Source organism: Negativicoccus succinicivorans (assembly GCF_018373335.1).
Taxonomy (GTDB): domain Bacteria; phylum Bacillota; class Negativicutes; order Veillonellales; family Negativicoccaceae; genus Negativicoccus; species Negativicoccus succinicivorans_A.
On sequence record NZ_JAHAHH010000018.1, the window covers coordinates 1 to 16473 of the forward strand.

Annotated in this window: 14 protein-coding genes; 4 read left to right on the forward strand and 10 right to left on the reverse strand. The window is 55.4% G+C overall.

Annotated elements, in window-relative coordinates:
• Positions 1 to 43 precede the first annotated feature (43 nt).
• The 6 genes from KH813_RS02460 to KH813_RS02485 form a co-directional block, all read right to left on the reverse strand.
• A complete protein-coding gene (locus tag KH813_RS02460) occupies positions 44 to 250 on the reverse strand; it encodes a DUF2922 domain-containing protein (protein ID WP_303989715.1) in 207 nt (68 codons plus the stop codon).
• Between the two features lie 20 nt (positions 251 to 270).
• On the reverse strand, positions 271 to 495 hold the full coding sequence (locus tag KH813_RS02465) for a DUF1659 domain-containing protein (RefSeq protein ID WP_034437347.1): 225 nt from the start codon (positions 493 to 495) through the stop codon (positions 271 to 273).
• Between the two features lie 50 nt (positions 496 to 545).
• Complete coding sequence (locus KH813_RS02470) at positions 546 to 1070, reverse strand: N-acetylmuramoyl-L-alanine amidase (RefSeq protein WP_303992796.1); 525 nt, start codon at positions 1068 to 1070, stop codon at positions 546 to 548.
• Positions 1071 to 1280: 210 nt separating this feature from the next.
• The gene (gene trpS / locus KH813_RS02475; RefSeq protein ID WP_303992798.1) at positions 1281 to 2264 is read right to left on the reverse strand and encodes a tryptophan--tRNA ligase; all 984 of its coding nucleotides are present in this window, start codon (positions 2262 to 2264) and stop codon (positions 1281 to 1283) included.
• Between the two features lie 23 nt (positions 2265 to 2287).
• The gene (gene glmS / locus KH813_RS02480) at positions 2288 to 4117 is read right to left on the reverse strand and encodes a glutamine--fructose-6-phosphate transaminase (isomerizing) (RefSeq protein WP_303992800.1); all 1830 of its coding nucleotides are present in this window, start codon (positions 4115 to 4117) and stop codon (positions 2288 to 2290) included.
• Between the two features lie 143 nt (positions 4118 to 4260).
• Positions 4261 to 5118, reverse strand: coding sequence for a hypothetical protein (locus KH813_RS02485; RefSeq protein ID WP_303992802.1), 858 nt, complete (start codon positions 5116 to 5118; stop codon positions 4261 to 4263).
• Between the two features lie 220 nt (positions 5119 to 5338).
• Between KH813_RS02485 and KH813_RS02490 the strand changes: the two genes are divergently transcribed.
• Both KH813_RS02490 and KH813_RS02495 read left to right on the forward strand, forming a co-directional pair.
• Positions 5339 to 6634, forward strand: coding sequence for a DEAD/DEAH box helicase (locus tag KH813_RS02490; protein WP_303992803.1), 1296 nt, complete (start codon positions 5339 to 5341; stop codon positions 6632 to 6634).
• Between the two features lie 83 nt (positions 6635 to 6717).
• On the forward strand, positions 6718 to 7890 hold the full coding sequence (locus KH813_RS02495) for a glycosyltransferase family 9 protein (RefSeq protein WP_303992805.1): 1173 nt from the start codon (positions 6718 to 6720) through the stop codon (positions 7888 to 7890).
• Positions 7891 to 7915: 25 nt separating this feature from the next.
• Here the strand turns inward: KH813_RS02495 and KH813_RS02500 are convergent, their stop codons facing one another.
• Positions 7916 to 9019: a glycosyltransferase family 9 protein gene (locus KH813_RS02500; RefSeq protein ID WP_303992807.1), complete on the reverse strand. Its 1104-nt coding sequence runs from the start codon at positions 9017 to 9019 to the stop codon at positions 7916 to 7918.
• Positions 9020 to 9120: 101 nt separating this feature from the next.
• A complete protein-coding gene (nifJ, locus tag KH813_RS02505; protein WP_303992808.1) occupies positions 9121 to 12789 on the reverse strand; it encodes a pyruvate:ferredoxin (flavodoxin) oxidoreductase in 3669 nt (1222 codons plus the stop codon).
• Between the two features lie 188 nt (positions 12790 to 12977).
• Here nifJ and KH813_RS02510 point away from each other — a divergent pair, with 188 nt between their 5' ends.
• A complete protein-coding gene (locus tag KH813_RS02510) occupies positions 12978 to 13880 on the forward strand; it encodes a LysR family transcriptional regulator (protein ID WP_303992810.1) in 903 nt (300 codons plus the stop codon).
• 1 nt (position 13881) lies between these two features.
• A complete protein-coding gene (locus tag KH813_RS02515) occupies positions 13882 to 14217 on the forward strand; it encodes a hypothetical protein (protein ID WP_159823076.1) in 336 nt (111 codons plus the stop codon).
• Between the two features lie 294 nt (positions 14218 to 14511).
• Here KH813_RS02515 and KH813_RS02520 read toward each other — a convergent pair whose 3' ends face one another.
• On the reverse strand, positions 14512 to 14967 hold the full coding sequence (locus KH813_RS02520) for a DIP1984 family protein (RefSeq protein WP_303992814.1): 456 nt from the start codon (positions 14965 to 14967) through the stop codon (positions 14512 to 14514).
• Positions 14968 to 15015: 48 nt separating this feature from the next.
• Positions 15016 to 16212 (reverse strand): MFS transporter, encoded by a 1197-nt coding sequence (locus KH813_RS02525; protein WP_303992816.1) that lies wholly within the window; start codon positions 16210 to 16212, stop codon positions 15016 to 15018.
• Positions 16213 to 16473 lie beyond the last annotated feature (261 nt).

Below are 16473 nucleotides of genomic sequence, written 5' to 3' on the forward strand. Positions count from 1 at the left end.
GAAAAAAGGACATGCCCGTAAGCATGTCCTTTGTGTGTGGCCGTTATGCGAGTTCGGTCACCGTGCGTTCGATCATTTGCGCTTTCACAAATTCCGAATACTTTCCGTTCGCGTCGGCGAATACGCCGTCGGCCGCGATTTTTTGCGCGACCGCCTGCACCGCAGCGAGCGTCAAGCCGTCTTTCGGCTCACGCAGACTGAGCGTTCCGGTCGTACTTCCCGCCGTGAAAATCATTTGCAATGTCTTCATGAAATTCCTCCTTCGTTACCTTATTCGCCGTCCGTGTAAACGATCGTTTCGATTTTAGCGACACGATCGAGCGGCTTGGATTGCAGTCCCGCCAGCGCTTTGCCGGCGGCGTAAATGTGTTCGTCCGTAGCGTCCTGCGCGACATGCGCGAAGGACAGATTGCGGAATTTTTCCGCGCCCTTATCATCCGTGTACTGCACGCGCAGGGCCAGGCGCCGTGCTACCGTTTCTTTCTGTAATGCCATTCATTTCACCTCGTTTTGAAAAAATAAGAAATAATGCGCGGGAGGAATACTCAATAACTTGCCAAAATAACGTCCGTCCACCAGGCGGCCGCGTCGGTTTTCAACCAGGCGCGCTCGACGTCGTTCGTCAGAAAACCGGTTTCCACCAATACCGCGGGCATGACCGTTTCGCGTAACACCGCGAAATCGGCGGTGCGGTACAACGTGTCGTCATGGCGAAAATAACGACCGCGCTCACCGCCGCGGCGAACTATGCATTCCGCCCAAAGTCGCGTCGGTGCGGCGGCCTGCGGGTGGATAAAAACTTCCGCGCCGTGCGCCTCAGGCGTCGCAGCGGCATTGGCGTGAATGGAGAGAAAACGGTTCGCTCCCGCCGCGTTGGCGGCCGCAACTACCGCGGCAAGATCGTCATCCTGCCGCACGGTGACTTGTTCTCCCCGCGCGCGTAAACCCGCCGCGATCGCCGCCGCGATTACCGCTACGACATCGGCTTCCCGCGTGCCGTCAGCGGCGACGGCGCCCGGATCGGGCACGCCGTGCAAGGCATGCCCCGGGTTCAACCACCAAACACTCATGACTCGCTTTCCGTATGCGCTTCGGCATACAGTCGACGTAAAATTTCACTCAACAACCAGATCAACCAGCGATACCATTCCTGTCTTGTCATCGGACCTCCTTTCTCCCGCGCTCACCTACTACATTGCGGCCAACGCGAAAACGCAACGCCCGATGTGAAATTTTTTCGCGCACAAAAAAAGACGCCGCAGCGTCTTTTTTCATAATCATCAGCGATAGAGTCCCATCGCCCGAATGGCTTTTTCGTAAGTTTCACGCGCTTTGGCATGCGCTTTTTCCGCGCCCGCCGTCAAAATCGCGTCGAGTTCGGGACTGCCCGAAAGCTCTTCATAGCGTTCGCGCAACGGTCGCAATTCGCCGACGACGAGGTCCGCGACATCTTTTTTCAATGTGCCGTAACCTTGCCCCGCGTAATGCGTTTCGAGTTCAGCAAAGGTTTTACCCGAAATCGCCGCGTGAATGGAAAGCAAATTGGACACGCCCGGTTTGTTTTCCCGATCGTAACGGATCGAGTTTTCACTGTCCGTCTGCGCCCGTTTGATTTTGTGCGCGATCGCGTCGTCATCGTCCAAAAGATAGATCGTCGCCGTCTGATTGTCGTCCGATTTGCTCATTTTCGACGTCGGTTCCTGCAAGCTCATGACGCGCGCGCCGCCTTTCGGCGTAAACATTTCCGGCACGGTGAACACTTCCCCGTAACGTTGGTTAAAACGTTCCGCCATCGTGCGCGTGAGTTCCATATGCTGGCGCTGGTCTTCGCCGACCGGCACGAGTTTCGCCTGGTACAGCAAAATATCCGCCACCATAAGCGCGGGATACGCCATCAAACCGAACGGAATGGATTCGCCCTGTTTTTTCGCCTTGTCTTTATACTGCGTCATGCGTTCCATCTCGCCGACATAGGCCAAGGTAATCATCATCCAGCCCAAAAGCGCGTGTTCCGGCACTTCCGACTGAACGAACAGCGTCGCCTTATGGGGATCAATCCCCGCCGCCAGGTACAAGGCCGCCAACTGGTTGGTGCGCTCGTGCAGCATTTTGGGATCCTGCGGCGCCGTGATCGCGTGCTGATTGACAACGCAATAGTAGCATTCATGCGTGTCCTGAAACGGAATAAAATTTTTCAACGCGCCGAGGTAGTTCCCGAGCGTGAGATTACCGCTGGGCTGAATGCCCGAAAAAATAGTATCCATAACGTTCCTTTCTGTCGCTTGCCTTATTCGACGGTAACGGATTTCGCGAGGTTGCGCGGTTTATCGACATTCGTGCCGCGCGTAATCGCCGCGTAGTACGCCAACAACTGCAACGGTATCACGGATAAAATCGGCGCGACGAAACGATGCGTGCGCGGAATGCGAATCGCGTGTTTCACGAAATGATCGAGTTCGGCGTCGTCGTCATAACCGATGCCGATCACGATGGCTTCGCGCGCGCTGACTTCCTGGATATTGCTGAACATTTTTTCCCGTACATGATCCTGCGTTACGATCGCGATGATCGGCGTGCCCTGCACCACCAGCGCCAACGTGCCGTGCTTGAGTTCGCCGCCGGCATAGGCCTCCGCGTGAATGTAGGAGATCTCTTTGAGCTTGAGCGCGCCTTCCATGGCGACCGCGTAGTCGATCGAACGGCCGATGAAGAACACGTCTTCCGCGAAACCGTAATGTTTGGCGAAGGTCTTGATCATTTCCGTATTTTCAAAAATTTCGTGGCATTTTTCCGGCGCCTCGATGAGCGCGGAAACAATCGCTTTTTCTTCCTCGCGGGACAGATTTTCGTTGATCCGTCCGAAGTACACCGCGAGCAACAGCAACGCCACCAGCTGCGTCGTGTACGCTTTGGTGGACGCGACCGAAATTTCCGGACCGGCGACCGTATACACCACCGCGTCCGCTTCACGCGCGATCGACGAACCTACCGTATTGGTCACGGCGAGGCTCTTCGCGCCGCGGCGTTTCGCTTCTTTCAGCGCCGCCAGCGTATCGCTCGTTTCGCCCGATTGGCTGATCACGATGCAGAACGTGTTTTCATCCGTCAACGGATCGCGATACCGGTACTCCGACGCGATATCCACTTCGACCGGAATGCGCGCGATCTGTTCGATGTAATATTTCGCTACGAGTCCCGCGTGGTACGCCGTACCGCAGGCCGTGATTAAAATCTTATTGACCTGTTGCAGGTCGTCTTTCGTCCAGCCGAGTTCATCAAAGTACACCGACTGATCTTCTTTATGAACGTGCATCGCCATGGTGTCGCGGATCGCTTTGGGCTGCTCGTTGATTTCTTTCAACATGAAATGTTCGTAGCCGCCTTTTTCCGCCGCTTCCGCCGACCAGTCCACATGGTGCACTTTTTTATCAATCGGACGCCCTTCCCGATCGATCACGCGCACGCTGTCCGCCGTCACGGTGGCGATTTCACCGTCATTTAAGATGTAAATATCGCGCGTTACATTAATGATCGCGGGAATATCCGACGCGATGAAATTTTCACCGTCGCCGAGCCCGACGATCAGCGGATTATCCTTTTTCGTGCAAATCAGTTTGTCCGGTTCGTCGCGGTCCATCACCGCCAGCGAATAGGAACCGTCAACCACGTCCAACATTTTTTGCACAGTCGACAAAAAATCGCCATCATGTAAATCCGCCAGCAAATGCGCGATCACTTCCGTATCCGTTTCGGAAACGAAAACATGCCCTTTGGCGATGAGGTCGCGTTTCAGTTCCATGAAATTTTCAATAATGCCGTTGTGCACGACGACAAAACGGTTTTCCGCGTCGCCGTGCGGATGCGCGTTGACATCCGACGGGCGTCCGTGCGTCGCCCAACGCGTATGGCCGATACCGATCTGCCCGTGAACGGGATGCGATTCGAGGTAGGATTCCAAATTCGCGATGCCGCCTACTTTTTTACGAATCTCAATCTTCCCGTTTTCATAGCAGGCAATCCCCGCCGAATCATAGCCGCGGTATTCCAATTTACGCAAACCGTCAATTAAAAACGACGCCGCGTCCTGAAATCCCACATAGCCGACAATACCGCACATAAATGTGCCTCCTTCTGTATCCTAATCTATTATGTAATCCCCGCCTCGGGGGACAAATATTCATCTATGTATTGTATACTAAAAACCTTACAAGGGCAAATAAAAAGGGCTTCGCGCGCGCGAAGCCGGGTCGGTGAAATGTTTCAAACGGAGCGATAATCGCCGGCCGCTCGTGCTTGGTAATGAAGCACGCAACGAACGACCGCGACCGCCATGGCCACGATGATAAAATCGACAACCGCGGGCGCCGCGTAACTGTATAAAAGACTGTTTCCCGGGATGATTTCCGGCGACTGCAAAAGCCAATAATCCGCCAGCCAACGCAAGCCGAGGTAGATCACGGTGCCGATCGTCGCCAGCAGCGCGCGGGGCGTTCGTTCTCCCACTTGACCGACGAAAAAGACGGCCGGAAAAACAAACGCCGCCAGCAGAATCTCGCCCATGCGCGTCCAGGCGATGAGCGCCAAAAAGCCGAGCAACACCGTCATCGCGTACGGCTCCGCCGCGCGGTAGTAACGAAACAATTCAAAACCGCCGAAATACGCCAGCGGCAACAGATTCGGAATCCAAGCGAGGAAAAAAGCGCAGGCGGCGTAGTCACGCGCGAAGCCGCGCAACTTTTGATACCCCGCCAACACCAGCTGCGTCAACGCTTCCACCGCCAACACCAACGCGAACTGCAGCAGCGCGAGAATTCCTGCCTTGCCGAGCGCCGCCGCTACGCTTTCAACATGGATGATGCTTTCTTCCGCCGCCATCATCGCGCCCGCCACAAAAGCCATTTGGCAAATCCACCACAGCGTGTACACTACCGCGTGCCGAAAACGCGCCGCCGGTCGTCCGACCAGATCGACAACGAGCGGACCGAACCAGCCGCAAAACGCGAACACCAAAAAGAAGTACCCCGTCGCTTGGGGATTCCAAAGGTATACCGCCAGCGAGGGAACACTCGCCAACAGCCAAAACCAAGTTGTGCGGATCAGCCAATTGCGTTTCATCATAACTCCTTTTCGTGTATTATACTATCTCGTTTCTAATAAACGATGACAAGAAAATGATACCTCTCTGAGAACGTTTCTCCCGTACGCTGTCAAGCGCTCGCGTTTCTGTCGAACGGCCGCGAACGCGCGGGCGAAACGGCGGCGCCGCATGCTATAATAAAAGCAAATTCATCGTTATAAAATTGTCTTGTCGTCTTCGACGACTTAGAAGGAGAAAATTATGCCCACATTTACCGGTTTGGGAGTGACACCCGAACTCGCCGACGTATTGACCAAACGCGGCATCACGACACCGACGGAAATTCAAGTGCAAGCGATCCCGACCGTATTCAAAGGTCGCGACATACTCGCCCAAAGCCGTACCGGCACGGGAAAAACGCTCGCCTTTTTGTTGCCCATTTTGCAACGCATTCGACCGGACGAAGCCAAGGAACAGGCGCTGATCATCACCCCGACGCGCGAACTCGCGCGGCAAATCGCCGACGTCGCGCGGCCGCTCGCCGACGCGGTCGGCGTCGACATGGTCTCCATCACCGGCGGCCAAACGCTCGAAAACCAACTCGCCAAACTCAAACGCCGTCCGCAACTCGTCATCGGCACGCCCGGGCGCATTCTCGACCATTACCGCCGTGACGCCCTGACTTTGATTTCGGTCCGGCAAATCGTTTTGGACGAAGCCGATCAGATGCTCGCCATGGGCTTTTTACAAGACGTTCGCACCATCTTAAACGCCGTGGCGCGCTCGCGGCAACTGCTGCTCTTTTCCGCCACCTTGCCAAAAGAAATTCGCAACCTCGCCAAAACCGCCATGCAAAAACCGGCGCAACTCGCCGCCGGCGCGGGACGCCTCGTCTTGGACACGATTGAACAGCGCGTCTACATGGTAAAAGAAGAAGAAAAAACGGACCTTCTGATCCGTCATTTGCGTGAAATGAATCCGTTTTTAGCCGTGATCTTTTGCAACACGAAAGATCGCGCCGCGGAACTGACGCGCGAACTCTTGGCGACGCATTTATCCGTCGAAGAATTGCACGGCAACCTGCCCCAAAGCGCGCGCAACCGCATTCTGCGCGAATTCGCCAAAGGCCGCATCGCCTACCTCGTCGCGTCCGATATCGCCGCGCGCGGCATTGACGTGGAAGGCGTCACCCATGTATTCAACTACGATATCCCCGGCGATACCGACTACTACATTCATCGCATCGGCCGCACCGGTCGCGCCGGCGCCACCGGCATGGCCGTCAGCTATGTCACCTCGCGCGACATCGGCAAACTGCGCCGCATTGAAGCGCGCATCGAGCAGCCGCTGGTGAAATACGATCACGAAGGCAATGTGAAAATCAAGAAACCGCGCGCCGGTCGTCGCAAAGTAGTCCTGCCCGGTCAATACAAACCGACCAAGGACAAAGAGCACAAGCAACAGCATGCCGGCAGCAACCTTCGCCAACGCCGTAAAGCCGCGCCGAAGAACGAACGCAAACGCGGCGCGTCGCGCGGCAAACGTTCCTCCCGATAACGAAAAGACCGTCGCTCGACGGTCTTTTTTGCGTGGTATAATACTATAAATATAATATTTTCTTTCTATTATAAGGAGCAGATATGAAAATTCTTGCCATCCGCATGGATAAAATCGGCGATGCGTTGTTGACCGTGCCGTCGTTTCGTACGCTTCGGCGCATGTATCCCGACGCGGAAATCACGGCGCTTGCCAACACGTATACGCGCCCGATTATCGAACGCATTCACTCGGCCGATGAGATTCTTTGCGCCAATGAGTATGCGCATGACGAGCTTGTGAAATTGTTAAATGAACGCCATTACGACATGTTGATTTCGTTGCAAGATTTTCGTCCGGCGTCGGAGATAATTCTGGAGCTCAATATACCGTACAAGATGGGGATTCAGCGCAACTCACATCATAATCAAGACGTATATCCGCAAGGCTTTGTCCAAAATCGTTTTCACTATAATAATTTAGACAAAATGCAACATGAAGCGGAATACACGTTGGAGATCTTGGAGCATGTTGATGCGGAGCGTTACTATAACGCGCGCACGGACGACTTCACCATTCCGCTGACGGCGGAGGAAAAAGCGACGGCGGCGGAATTTTGGGCGCGTGAAGCCGTTACCTCGCCCGCGCTTTTCGTCAGTCCCGCTACGGGCGGTTCCGGTCTGACCTTACCGATTGAAGCATGGGCGCAGGTATTGCAGGACTTTCAGGACGCCCATCCCGACTGGACGATTTTACTCGGTTGCTATCGCCCGAAGCAGGCGCCGCGTGATATTTCAATAGATATGCATTTGCCCTTTGATGAATACGCTTTTTGCCAAGCGATCAATGACCGTCTGCAAAAACCGGCGACGATTTTCGCCAATCATCGCTCGATTTTCCATGCGGCCGCCGTCATTCAGCGTTGCGACCTTTTCCTCGGACCGTCCACCGGCACCTTCCATTTGGCGTGGACGCAAGGCACGCCCGTCGTCGGCGTCTTCGGCTGCGAACCCAACCACTGCTGGCAACGTTGGGGATCGCTCAAGAAGCCGCATTACCACTTTGTCATGAACGAAGCGAAAGAATATATTCGTTCCGGAAGTGTCATCATGCGCACCTTACGGCGCTGGCATTACAGTCTCCACAAGCGACAGGAACGCAGAAAACACGGCAAGTTTACGCCGAAAATGTTGTATACGACATTCGACGCGACCAAACGCAAAGAACTCGCCGCCCTGCTGAACCAAGCCGCGGAGGAAGTCACCAAGACCCGATAAAAAAATCCCCCTGGGGGGGGATTTTTTATTGCGCATTTATAATTTCTTCGACTACTTCCGCGACTTCGATATCTTCGATATGGTGACGCCGTTTGCGGTTCCAAATAATACGGAGTTCCTTTTCATTGACCGGTACCCATTCGGGATTTTTCAGGCGCATCAGAATAATTTGCGGTCGGTGCAAAAGCGACACGATATGCATGATCGCCGTTTCCACGGAAATGATCAGACGACTGTGCGCAAGCATCGCCGGCAAGTCCCAAAAGCCTTGGTCCGCCGTGAAGCCGTAGGTGCGCGGTAACCGCTCGTCGCGTACCAGCGCCGCAATCGTGTCCTGATCGCTCGGTAAACCGTTGATCAGAAAAACCGTCTGTTGAAATTCCGGTCGCTCGCTGAGTGCGCGGATTAGCGCCGCCACTTTCGGCAACGGCCACGTGCGTTTTTTATTTTTCGCGAACGGGTTGATGAAGTAAAGCGGTGCCGTTTCCGCGACGCCTCGCTCCTCACGCCAACGGCGCGCGCGTTCTAACGCCTCTTCCGGCACGCTCAGTGCCGCCCGCTCCGCCCAATCGTACGTCGGCATCCGCGCCACCGTTTGGAAAAAGTAATTGTAATTTTGAATGATTTTTTTAAATCGTTGCGGATTTTCCGGCACGATAAAATCGACGGCCTTTGCAAACCGTCGCCGATCCGCGCCAAATTTAAACCAGCGTTCGCGCAACGACCATGAGACAATCGCCGCTTGCGGGAATAACGTGCGCGCCGCCTCCGCAACGAGCAAGCGGCCACGACTCGACATGACAAAGACGACATCGTAGCCGACTTTTTTCGCGCGCGCCAACGCCGCCTCCGAATCTCCCGTATAGAGATCCGCGTACACATCATGGAAAATGCCCGTTTGCGCCGCCCAATCGCAGATGATCGGATTGACGAGCGCACCCGGTCCCCTATGAAAACGCGTGTTGATAAAATATTCGTCCGGCATCAAGTCCAACTGCAACTGCGGATATTGCTCAACGAACGCGCGCAAGACCAACTGCCAATAGGTAAAATCACCCAACGCCATCGGCAAAAGAACGAGCGCGTGTCGCGCGTTTTTGATTTTGTTTTGAATGCTTGTCTGATCCATAATGCTGTCCCAAGTCCTCTGATCGATTGAATTTTCTTTATTATACCATGCTGATTAACGCGCCAAAAAAGACCGCCGCTGCGGTCTTTTTTGTTGTATATTCAGATTTGTTCCATGGCGGCTTTGACTTTTTCCGCGCGTTCTTTAGCGGAAATGTTTTTTTCCACCTCGTATTGAATTTCATCCGTCGGCTTGTGCGTCTGCTGCACGGCGTCCGCGAGTCTCGCTTTTTCCTCTTCGAGGTTGGTCGCCCAAGATTCTTTCAGGCGCAAATAGCTGCGCCGACGAATCCGCGCGTCGAGTTCGGTTTTCGCGAAAAGTTCCTGCGCTTTTTCCGGGAAAAGTTTTTCCAGCGCCGAGAAGCGCACTTCGCCCATCAGGAAATCGCGGAAATTTTCGGTCGGTTCGCGCGAATCGATCTGCATCGGGTTCAGTCCTTTTTTGATTCGGCTCGGATCGAAGCGGTAGTTGCACCAGTAGCCGCACGACACCGCGCGCCGCGATTCTTCCTGCGTCATGCCCATGCCGGCTTTCAAGCCGTGCGCGATACAGGGCGAGTACGCGATGATCAATGACGGTCCGGGGTAGGCTTCCGCCTCCGCGATCGCTTTCAAGGCTTGATTGCGGTTCGCGCCCATCGCGATTTGCGCCACGTAAATGTAACCGTAGCTCATCGCCATCATGCCGAGATCTTTTTTCCGCGATGTCTTGCCGCCCGCGGAGAATTTGGCGATGGCCGCCGTCGGCGTCGCTTTCGACGACTGACCGCCGGTGTTGGAGTAGACTTCCGTATCGAGCACGAGCACATTCACGTCATTGCCCGACGCGAGCACGTGATCCAAACCGCCGAAGCCGATATCATAGGCCCAGCCGTCGCCGCCGAAAATCCATTGCGAACGTTTGAGGAAGAAGTCGCGATACGAGCGCAATTTTTGCACATAGGGGTTGGTGTCGTCCCGCGCGTCCAAGAGCGCGATGACGCGGTCCGCCCGTTCGCGCGTGCCTTCACTTTCCATGTAATGAGCGCTCCAGTCTTCGAGCGCTTCGCACAGTTCCGGATCGTTGATCGCCGGACAGAAATCATCCACGATCGTGCGCAGACGTTCACGGATGGTGTCGTTGCCGGCGAACATGCCGAGACCGAATTCCGCGTTGTCCTCAAAGAGCGAGTTCGCCCACGCCGGACCGTTGCCGTCTTGGTTGGTCGTGTACGGCATCGACGGCGCGCTGGCGCCGTAAATGCTGGAACAGCCGGTGGCGTTCGCGATCAGCATGCGGTCCCCGAAGAGTTGCGTGACGAGTTTAATGTACGGTGTTTCGCCGCAACCCGAGCAGGCGCCGGAAAATTCAAAATACGTCGGCTCGAACTGACTGCCTTTGACCGTTTCCTTTTTCATCGGATTCGGTTTTTGCGGCAGGCTCATCGCGTAATCCCACAAGGGTTGTTTGTCGATTTCTTCTTCGATCGGTTTCATGACGAGCGCTTTGCCCTTGGCGGGGCAGACGTCGACGCAGTTACCGCAACCGTAGCAGTCTTCCTGCGAGATGACGATGCGGAACTTCATGCCGTTGGCGCCGACCGCATCGCGCACGATGAAGCCTTCCGGCGCGGCTTCCGCCTCTTCTTCCGTGGTTAAAATCGGACGAATCGTCGCGTGCGGGCAAACGAACGCGCACTGATTGCATTGGATGCAACGTTCCGGAATCCACTCCGGCACCATCGTGGCGGTCGCGCGTTTTTCGTATTGGCTCGTGCCGACCGGGAAGGTGCCGTCGGCGCGATCAATGAAGGTCGACACCGGCAAGTCGTCGCCCGCCTGTCGGTTCATCACGTCGCAAACCTCGCAGATAAAGCGCGGCCGCTGTTGCTTCGCGGCGGCTTGCGCGGGCGTGTCTTCGACGGCGTGCCGCCATGCGTCGGGCACGGGAACTTCCATCGGCGCGGCGACGCCGCGGTCAATCGCTTCAAAGTTCATCGCGACGATATCGTCGCCTTTGTGACCGTAACTTTTCACGACAGAATCTTTCAGATGACGGACCGCGTCCTCCACCGGAATGACTTTCGTCAGCGCGAAGAACGCCGCCTGCATCAGCATATTGATGCGGCCGCCCAAACCGATCTCGCGCGCGATCGTCGCCGCGTCCATAATATAAAATTTCGCGTGTTGCTTGGCGAGTTTGCGTTTCAAGAGCGCCGGCAGTTTCGCCTCGATTTCTTCCGGCGTCCAGGTGCAGTTCAAAAGGAAGGTGCCGCCCTCTTTCAAACCGCGCAGTAAATCGTATTCATAGACATACGCCTGACGATGACAGGCGATAAACGACGCGTTGCGAATGAGGTACGGTTTACGCAAAGTCGTATTGCCGAAACGTAAATGGGAGATCGTCACGCCGCCGGATTTTTTAGAATCGTACGCGAAATACGCTTGCGCGAACATGTCCGTGTTGTCGCCGATGATTTTGATCGCGCTCTTGTTCGCGCCGACCGTACCGTCCGAGCCGAAGCCCCAGAATTTGCAGGCGATATGCTCCGTTTCCTGCGCCTGTTCGACCGCGACGCGCGCGAGCGAAAGTTCCGTCACGTCATCGATGATGCCGAGCGTGAAGCCGTGTTTCGGTTCCTCTTTCGTCAAATTATGGTACGCCGCCAAAATATCTTCCGGCAGCACGTCTTTGGAGCTCAAGCCATAACGACCGCCGACCACGCGGATCGCGCGACCCGCGTGCGCGACCGCCGCCGCCACGTCCAAAAACAGCGGCTCGCCGAACGCGCCCGGCTCTTTGGTGCGATCCAGCACCGCGATTTTTTTGACTGACGCGGGAATCGCCGCCAGCAAATGCTTGATCGAAAACGGACGGTAGAGATGCACCGTGACCACGCCCACTTTTTCACCGCGAGCATTGAGCATGTCCGCCGCCTCTTTGGCGACATCGCAGACCGAGCCCATGCCGATCACGACACGTTCCGCGTCGGGCGCGCCGTAGTAATTGAAAAGTTGGTAATCGCGCCCCGTGATTTCATTGATCTTGCCCATGTATTTCTCGACGATTTCCGGAATCGCCTGGTAGTAGCGGTTGGACGCTTCGCGATTTTGGAAATAAATATCCGGATTTTGCGCCGTGCCGCGCGTCACCGGCCGATCCGGGCTCAACGCCCGCGCCCGAAACGCGGCGAGCGCTTCCTGATTGACCAAGCCCGCCAGCACTTCCTCATCGAGCACTTGAATTTTTTGGATTTCATGACTCGTGCGGAAGCCGTCAAAGAAGTTGATGAACGGCAGACTGCCTTCCAGCGCGGATAAATGCGCGACCGCCGACAGATCCATCACTTCCTGCACGCCTTCTTCGCAAAGCATCGCGCAACCGGTCGCCCGCGCGGCCATCACGTCCTGATGATCGCCGAAGATGCTCAAACTGTGCGCCGCGAGCGATCGCGCCGCCACGTGCAGCACGGCGGGTAATAATTCGCCCGCCATTTTATACAGATTCGGAATCATGAGTAAAAGGCCCTGCGAAGCCGTGTATGTCGTGGTCAGCGCGCCCGCCTGCAAAGAGCCGTGCAGCATGCCCGCCGCGCCGCCTTCCGACTGCATCTCGACCACTTTCACCGGCCGACCGAACATGTTTTTCCGCCCGTTCGCCGCCCAATCATCGACCAGCTCCGCCATCGGCGAGCTCGGCGTGATCGGGTAAATCCCCGCGACTTCCGTAAAGCAATACGAAACGTGCGCCGCCGCCGTGTTGCCGTCCATTGTTTTCCAGTTCATGTCCATGCCACCCTTCTGTTCTCCACTCATCTTGCCAATCGGGACGAAACAGTGTAAGATTAAGTCACGATATGAGTAAAACGCATACATATAATTGATTTTGCGCTTTGGAACATGTCGCTTTCCGCTTCATTTCCATTGTTTACTGAAATTATAGACGATTCTACTCAAACCAACAACCGCAGGAGGCAAGCATGGATTTTCATCATTTAAAATATTTCACGGAAGTCGCGCATCAGAAAAGCTTCAGCAAGGCCGCGCGGCATCTGCATATTTCGCAATCGGCCATCAGCCGCACCATCAAAGCGCTGGAAGAAGAGCTCGGCGTCGTGCTCTTTTTGCGCAACGCCAAAGCGGTCGAGTTGACGGACGCCGGAGCGATTTTTTTGAACCATGCCAAACGCAGCGTCTTTATTTTCGAACATTTGAAAAACGACTTTGAAAACGAATTCAAGCTCGAGCAGGGCTCCATTCATATCGGCTTGCCGCCGATTACCGATGCGCAGGTATTCGCGCATCTTTTGGGCGCGTTCAAACGCATGTACCCGCAAATCGACATCGAGCTCTACGAATACGGCTCCAAAAAAGTGGAAATCGCCGTGCAGGAAGGCTTGACCGATCTCGGCATTATCTGCACCGAACCGAAAAAAGATTACGAGTCCTTCTTCCTTTTGGAAGATCCGGTGTGCGTGCTGTTGCCGAAGGATCACCCGCTCGCGGACGCTGGCGATATTCCGCTCGCCGATCTCGCCGGCGACGGTTTCGTTCTTTATCGCGATGACTTCAACTTGCATGATGAAATCATCGCGAAGTGCAAAGCCGCGGACTTTACGCCGAAAATCGTCTTTGAAACCAGTCAGCGCGAACTCATGATTCAAACCGTCAGCGCCGGCTTGGGCATCGCGCTTTTGCCGAAACGTCTCTGCCCGTATAATAACCCCAATGTTTCCGTACACGTGCTCGCGGGACGACCGATCATTCATCGTCTTTACGTCATCTGGCGCAAAGGCCACTACCTCTCGCACGCCGCGAAATTGTGGCTCGACTTCGCGCAGGATCACATTCAAAAGGTCACCGTTAAATCGTCCCTTAAATAAAATGACTACCTACTCATTACGCCGTCGCCTGCAAGATTGGCGACACAAGGCAAGCCCGTGGTTGCGCCGCCCCGTCACTTGGCTGGTGCTGTTGGCGCTCGCGCTCGGCTACATCGTGAGCATCCAAAACGAACGCATCGAAGTGCTCACCGCGCGCGTCAATGAACTGTCGCAAACAGGGCCCGCGCGCCTTACCAATTTGGAATTCATCGTCAATGATCACACCGCACACTTGCGCACGCTGGATGTCAAAGTGTATCAGTTGCAAGCCGATCAGGCGGATCTCGACTGGCGGACCACGACCAACCGTTGGGATATTGATGAGAAAGTAAAATAAGCTCCCGTAAGGGAGCTTTTTTCTTGGACAAAACGGGGGAATTTTCCGCGCGGACAACAGACAGCAAGCATGACAGCCGCGGGCGTTGCTTTTTTCGCGCATAATAAAAGACCGCCGCGCATCGCGCGGCGGTCACCCCGTTCCCACCCATTGTCGAAATCAGTTCGTCGGTAGTCAACGTAAGTTGTCACTTTACTCATGTCAGCATCATGAAATCCCGTTACTTTGAAATGACAGTGGGATCAGTCTGCTATGTAAGTGGTTGAACTCGCCTTTCGACAATTACCGAAAAAATTATAACTCGACTTGCCAGTTCAGCGCCTGGATCGCCATATCCAACTCTCTGGCGTCTTTCGCGAGCGCGTCCGCCTTGTGTTCCGTCGCGGCGACATCAATCGTGCACACCCGTTTGATTTCCGATTTGGAGTAACGTTCCACCTGACCTTCGCGGCCCGTATCGGCGAACGAACGGAAAAATCCCGCCAAGCGAATCAATTCATCGCGCTTCGCCAACGCCTGCGCGATCGTCATGCCGTTCTCCAGGCGCGTTGTCGCGTTGGTCGCGTTGATCCGCTGCACCAGCTCGGTAACCTCCTGCGAAAGCGTCTCCAACTCCGGCATCAGCGCGTTCGGATCTTCGACCGGTTCGTCACCTTCCTGAATAATGATATTTTTTTGAATCCGCTCCGCGAGCTGACTCAATTTGCGATACATTTCCTTGCGCGTAATCAGCGCTTCGGCAAGTTTCATAATAGCTCCTTCCTTCGTAACGTCTTTTTTTCATTATACCATTCACCGCTACGCCGCGTCACTTGATGTCTCAATTTCGCGCGCGCGCAAGACTTGCTGACGCGCCGCGGGGTCCGGCAACCAACGCACGACCAGCGCCGCCATGACGCCGACCGCCGCGATCACGTACATCGCCGGCATAATCCCGTAACGATCCGCCAACATCCCCAAAAGCGGCACGATAATGCCGCCGATCGTCGTGCCCAAGCCGAGCGTCACGCCCGCCGCGAAACCGATCTGCCGCGGCAAATATTCCTGCCCCAAGAGCACCATCAGACTGTACGGCGCGAAGAGAAACAGACCGACCGGCACCAGCATCGCCAGCGCGAGCGGCGTCGAAGTCATTTGCAAAAAGATAAATAAAATCGGCACGAAGCCTAAAAATCCCCAGCGAATAATTTTCAAATGACCGTAGCGATCGCCCATTTGCCCGCCAACCAATGTCGCCACCGCGCCCGCGGTGAAGAAAATCGTCAGCGTCGCCGAGCTGAGCGCTTCCGATTCGCCTAACACATGTAAAAAGTACAAAGGCAAAAACGTATTCAAACCGAAAAACATCACGGCGCGTGCGAAAATGCCCAGCGTCAACTTGCCGAAGGAAGGCCAGTCGTTGTGCACTTCCTCCCGCTCCGCGCCGCGATGCGCCGGCAACGCCGCGAGCATGCGAAACGTCCCTTGCTCACGCCACAAGCTGAGCGACATCAAAACGCCCAACACCGCCAGCACCAGCGTGCCCGGCAAACCGAAGGTCAAGACCGACGCCGTCGCGATCGCCGGACCGAGCGCGAAACCGACATTACCGCCGACCGAAAAAATACTGATCCCGCGGCCCTTGCGTTTCCCCGCCGCGTAATTCGCCAAGCGCGCCGCTTCCGGGTGAAACGCCGACACGCCCACGCCGCTCAACGCGACTGCGAAAAAGATCCACCAATATGAATTCAACACGCCGATCAGCGCCATCGCGCAGCCGGAAAGCAACACGCCCGCGGGCATCAGCCAATGCCATGAATATTTGTCCGACACCCAACCGAACAACGGCTGCAAAATCGACGACAAAAAATTCGCCGCGAACACCAATCCGGCCGCCGCCGCGTAACTCAAATCATGTGCGACGATCAAAAACGGCAACAACGCCGGCAGCGCGCCCTGACTTAAATCCGTAAACGCGTGGCCGGCGGAAATCAACCAAACATATCTCTCTTTCATCTTCTCACCTTTCAGTTTTACTTTTTTATACGTTTTCCGCGCGCAAATGTCAAGCGCATGTCATTTCACGCACAAAAAAAGACCGTCTGACGACGGCTTTTTTATTTACGGAGCATCGCGGGCGCGGAATCGACTGTTTTCTCTTGCGGTTCATCAATAAAGTTGAACCCTTCGATCACGACGCCCAAAGCCAAGCCGATACCCATTCCGGTGGCGAAGTCTTTCAGGCCGGCACCTACCGCCGCGCCAACGCAAAGTCCC

Excerpts from the sequence above, each read along its gene's own strand:
- KH813_RS02460 (WP_303989715.1), bottom strand. The coding sequence starts at position 250 with ATGAAGACATTGCAAATGATTTTCACGGCGGGAAGTACGACCGGAACG.
- KH813_RS02465 (WP_034437347.1), bottom strand. The coding sequence starts at position 495 with ATGGCATTACAGAAAGAAACGGTAGCACGGCGCCTGGCCCTGCGCGTG.
- KH813_RS02470 (WP_303992796.1), bottom strand. The coding sequence starts at position 1,070 with ATGAGTGTTTGGTGGTTGAACCCGGGGCATGCCTTGCACGGCGTGCCC.
- trpS (WP_303992798.1), bottom strand. The coding sequence starts at position 2,264 with ATGGATACTATTTTTTCGGGCATTCAGCCCAGCGGTAATCTCACGCTC.
- glmS (WP_303992800.1), bottom strand. The coding sequence starts at position 4,117 with ATGTGCGGTATTGTCGGCTATGTGGGATTTCAGGACGCGGCGTCGTTT.
- KH813_RS02485 (WP_303992802.1), bottom strand. The coding sequence starts at position 5,118 with ATGATGAAACGCAATTGGCTGATCCGCACAACTTGGTTTTGGCTGTTG.
- KH813_RS02490 (WP_303992803.1), top strand. The coding sequence starts at position 5,339 with ATGCCCACATTTACCGGTTTGGGAGTGACACCCGAACTCGCCGACGTA.
- KH813_RS02495 (WP_303992805.1), top strand. The coding sequence starts at position 6,718 with ATGAAAATTCTTGCCATCCGCATGGATAAAATCGGCGATGCGTTGTTG.
- KH813_RS02500 (WP_303992807.1), bottom strand. The coding sequence starts at position 9,019 with ATGGATCAGACAAGCATTCAAAACAAAATCAAAAACGCGCGACACGCG.
- nifJ (WP_303992808.1), bottom strand. The coding sequence starts at position 12,789 with ATGGACATGAACTGGAAAACAATGGACGGCAACACGGCGGCGGCGCAC.
- KH813_RS02510 (WP_303992810.1), top strand. The coding sequence starts at position 12,978 with ATGGATTTTCATCATTTAAAATATTTCACGGAAGTCGCGCATCAGAAA.
- KH813_RS02515 (WP_159823076.1), top strand. The coding sequence starts at position 13,882 with ATGACTACCTACTCATTACGCCGTCGCCTGCAAGATTGGCGACACAAG.
- KH813_RS02520 (WP_303992814.1), bottom strand. The coding sequence starts at position 14,967 with ATGAAACTTGCCGAAGCGCTGATTACGCGCAAGGAAATGTATCGCAAA.
- KH813_RS02525 (WP_303992816.1), bottom strand. The coding sequence starts at position 16,212 with ATGAAAGAGAGATATGTTTGGTTGATTTCCGCCGGCCACGCGTTTACG.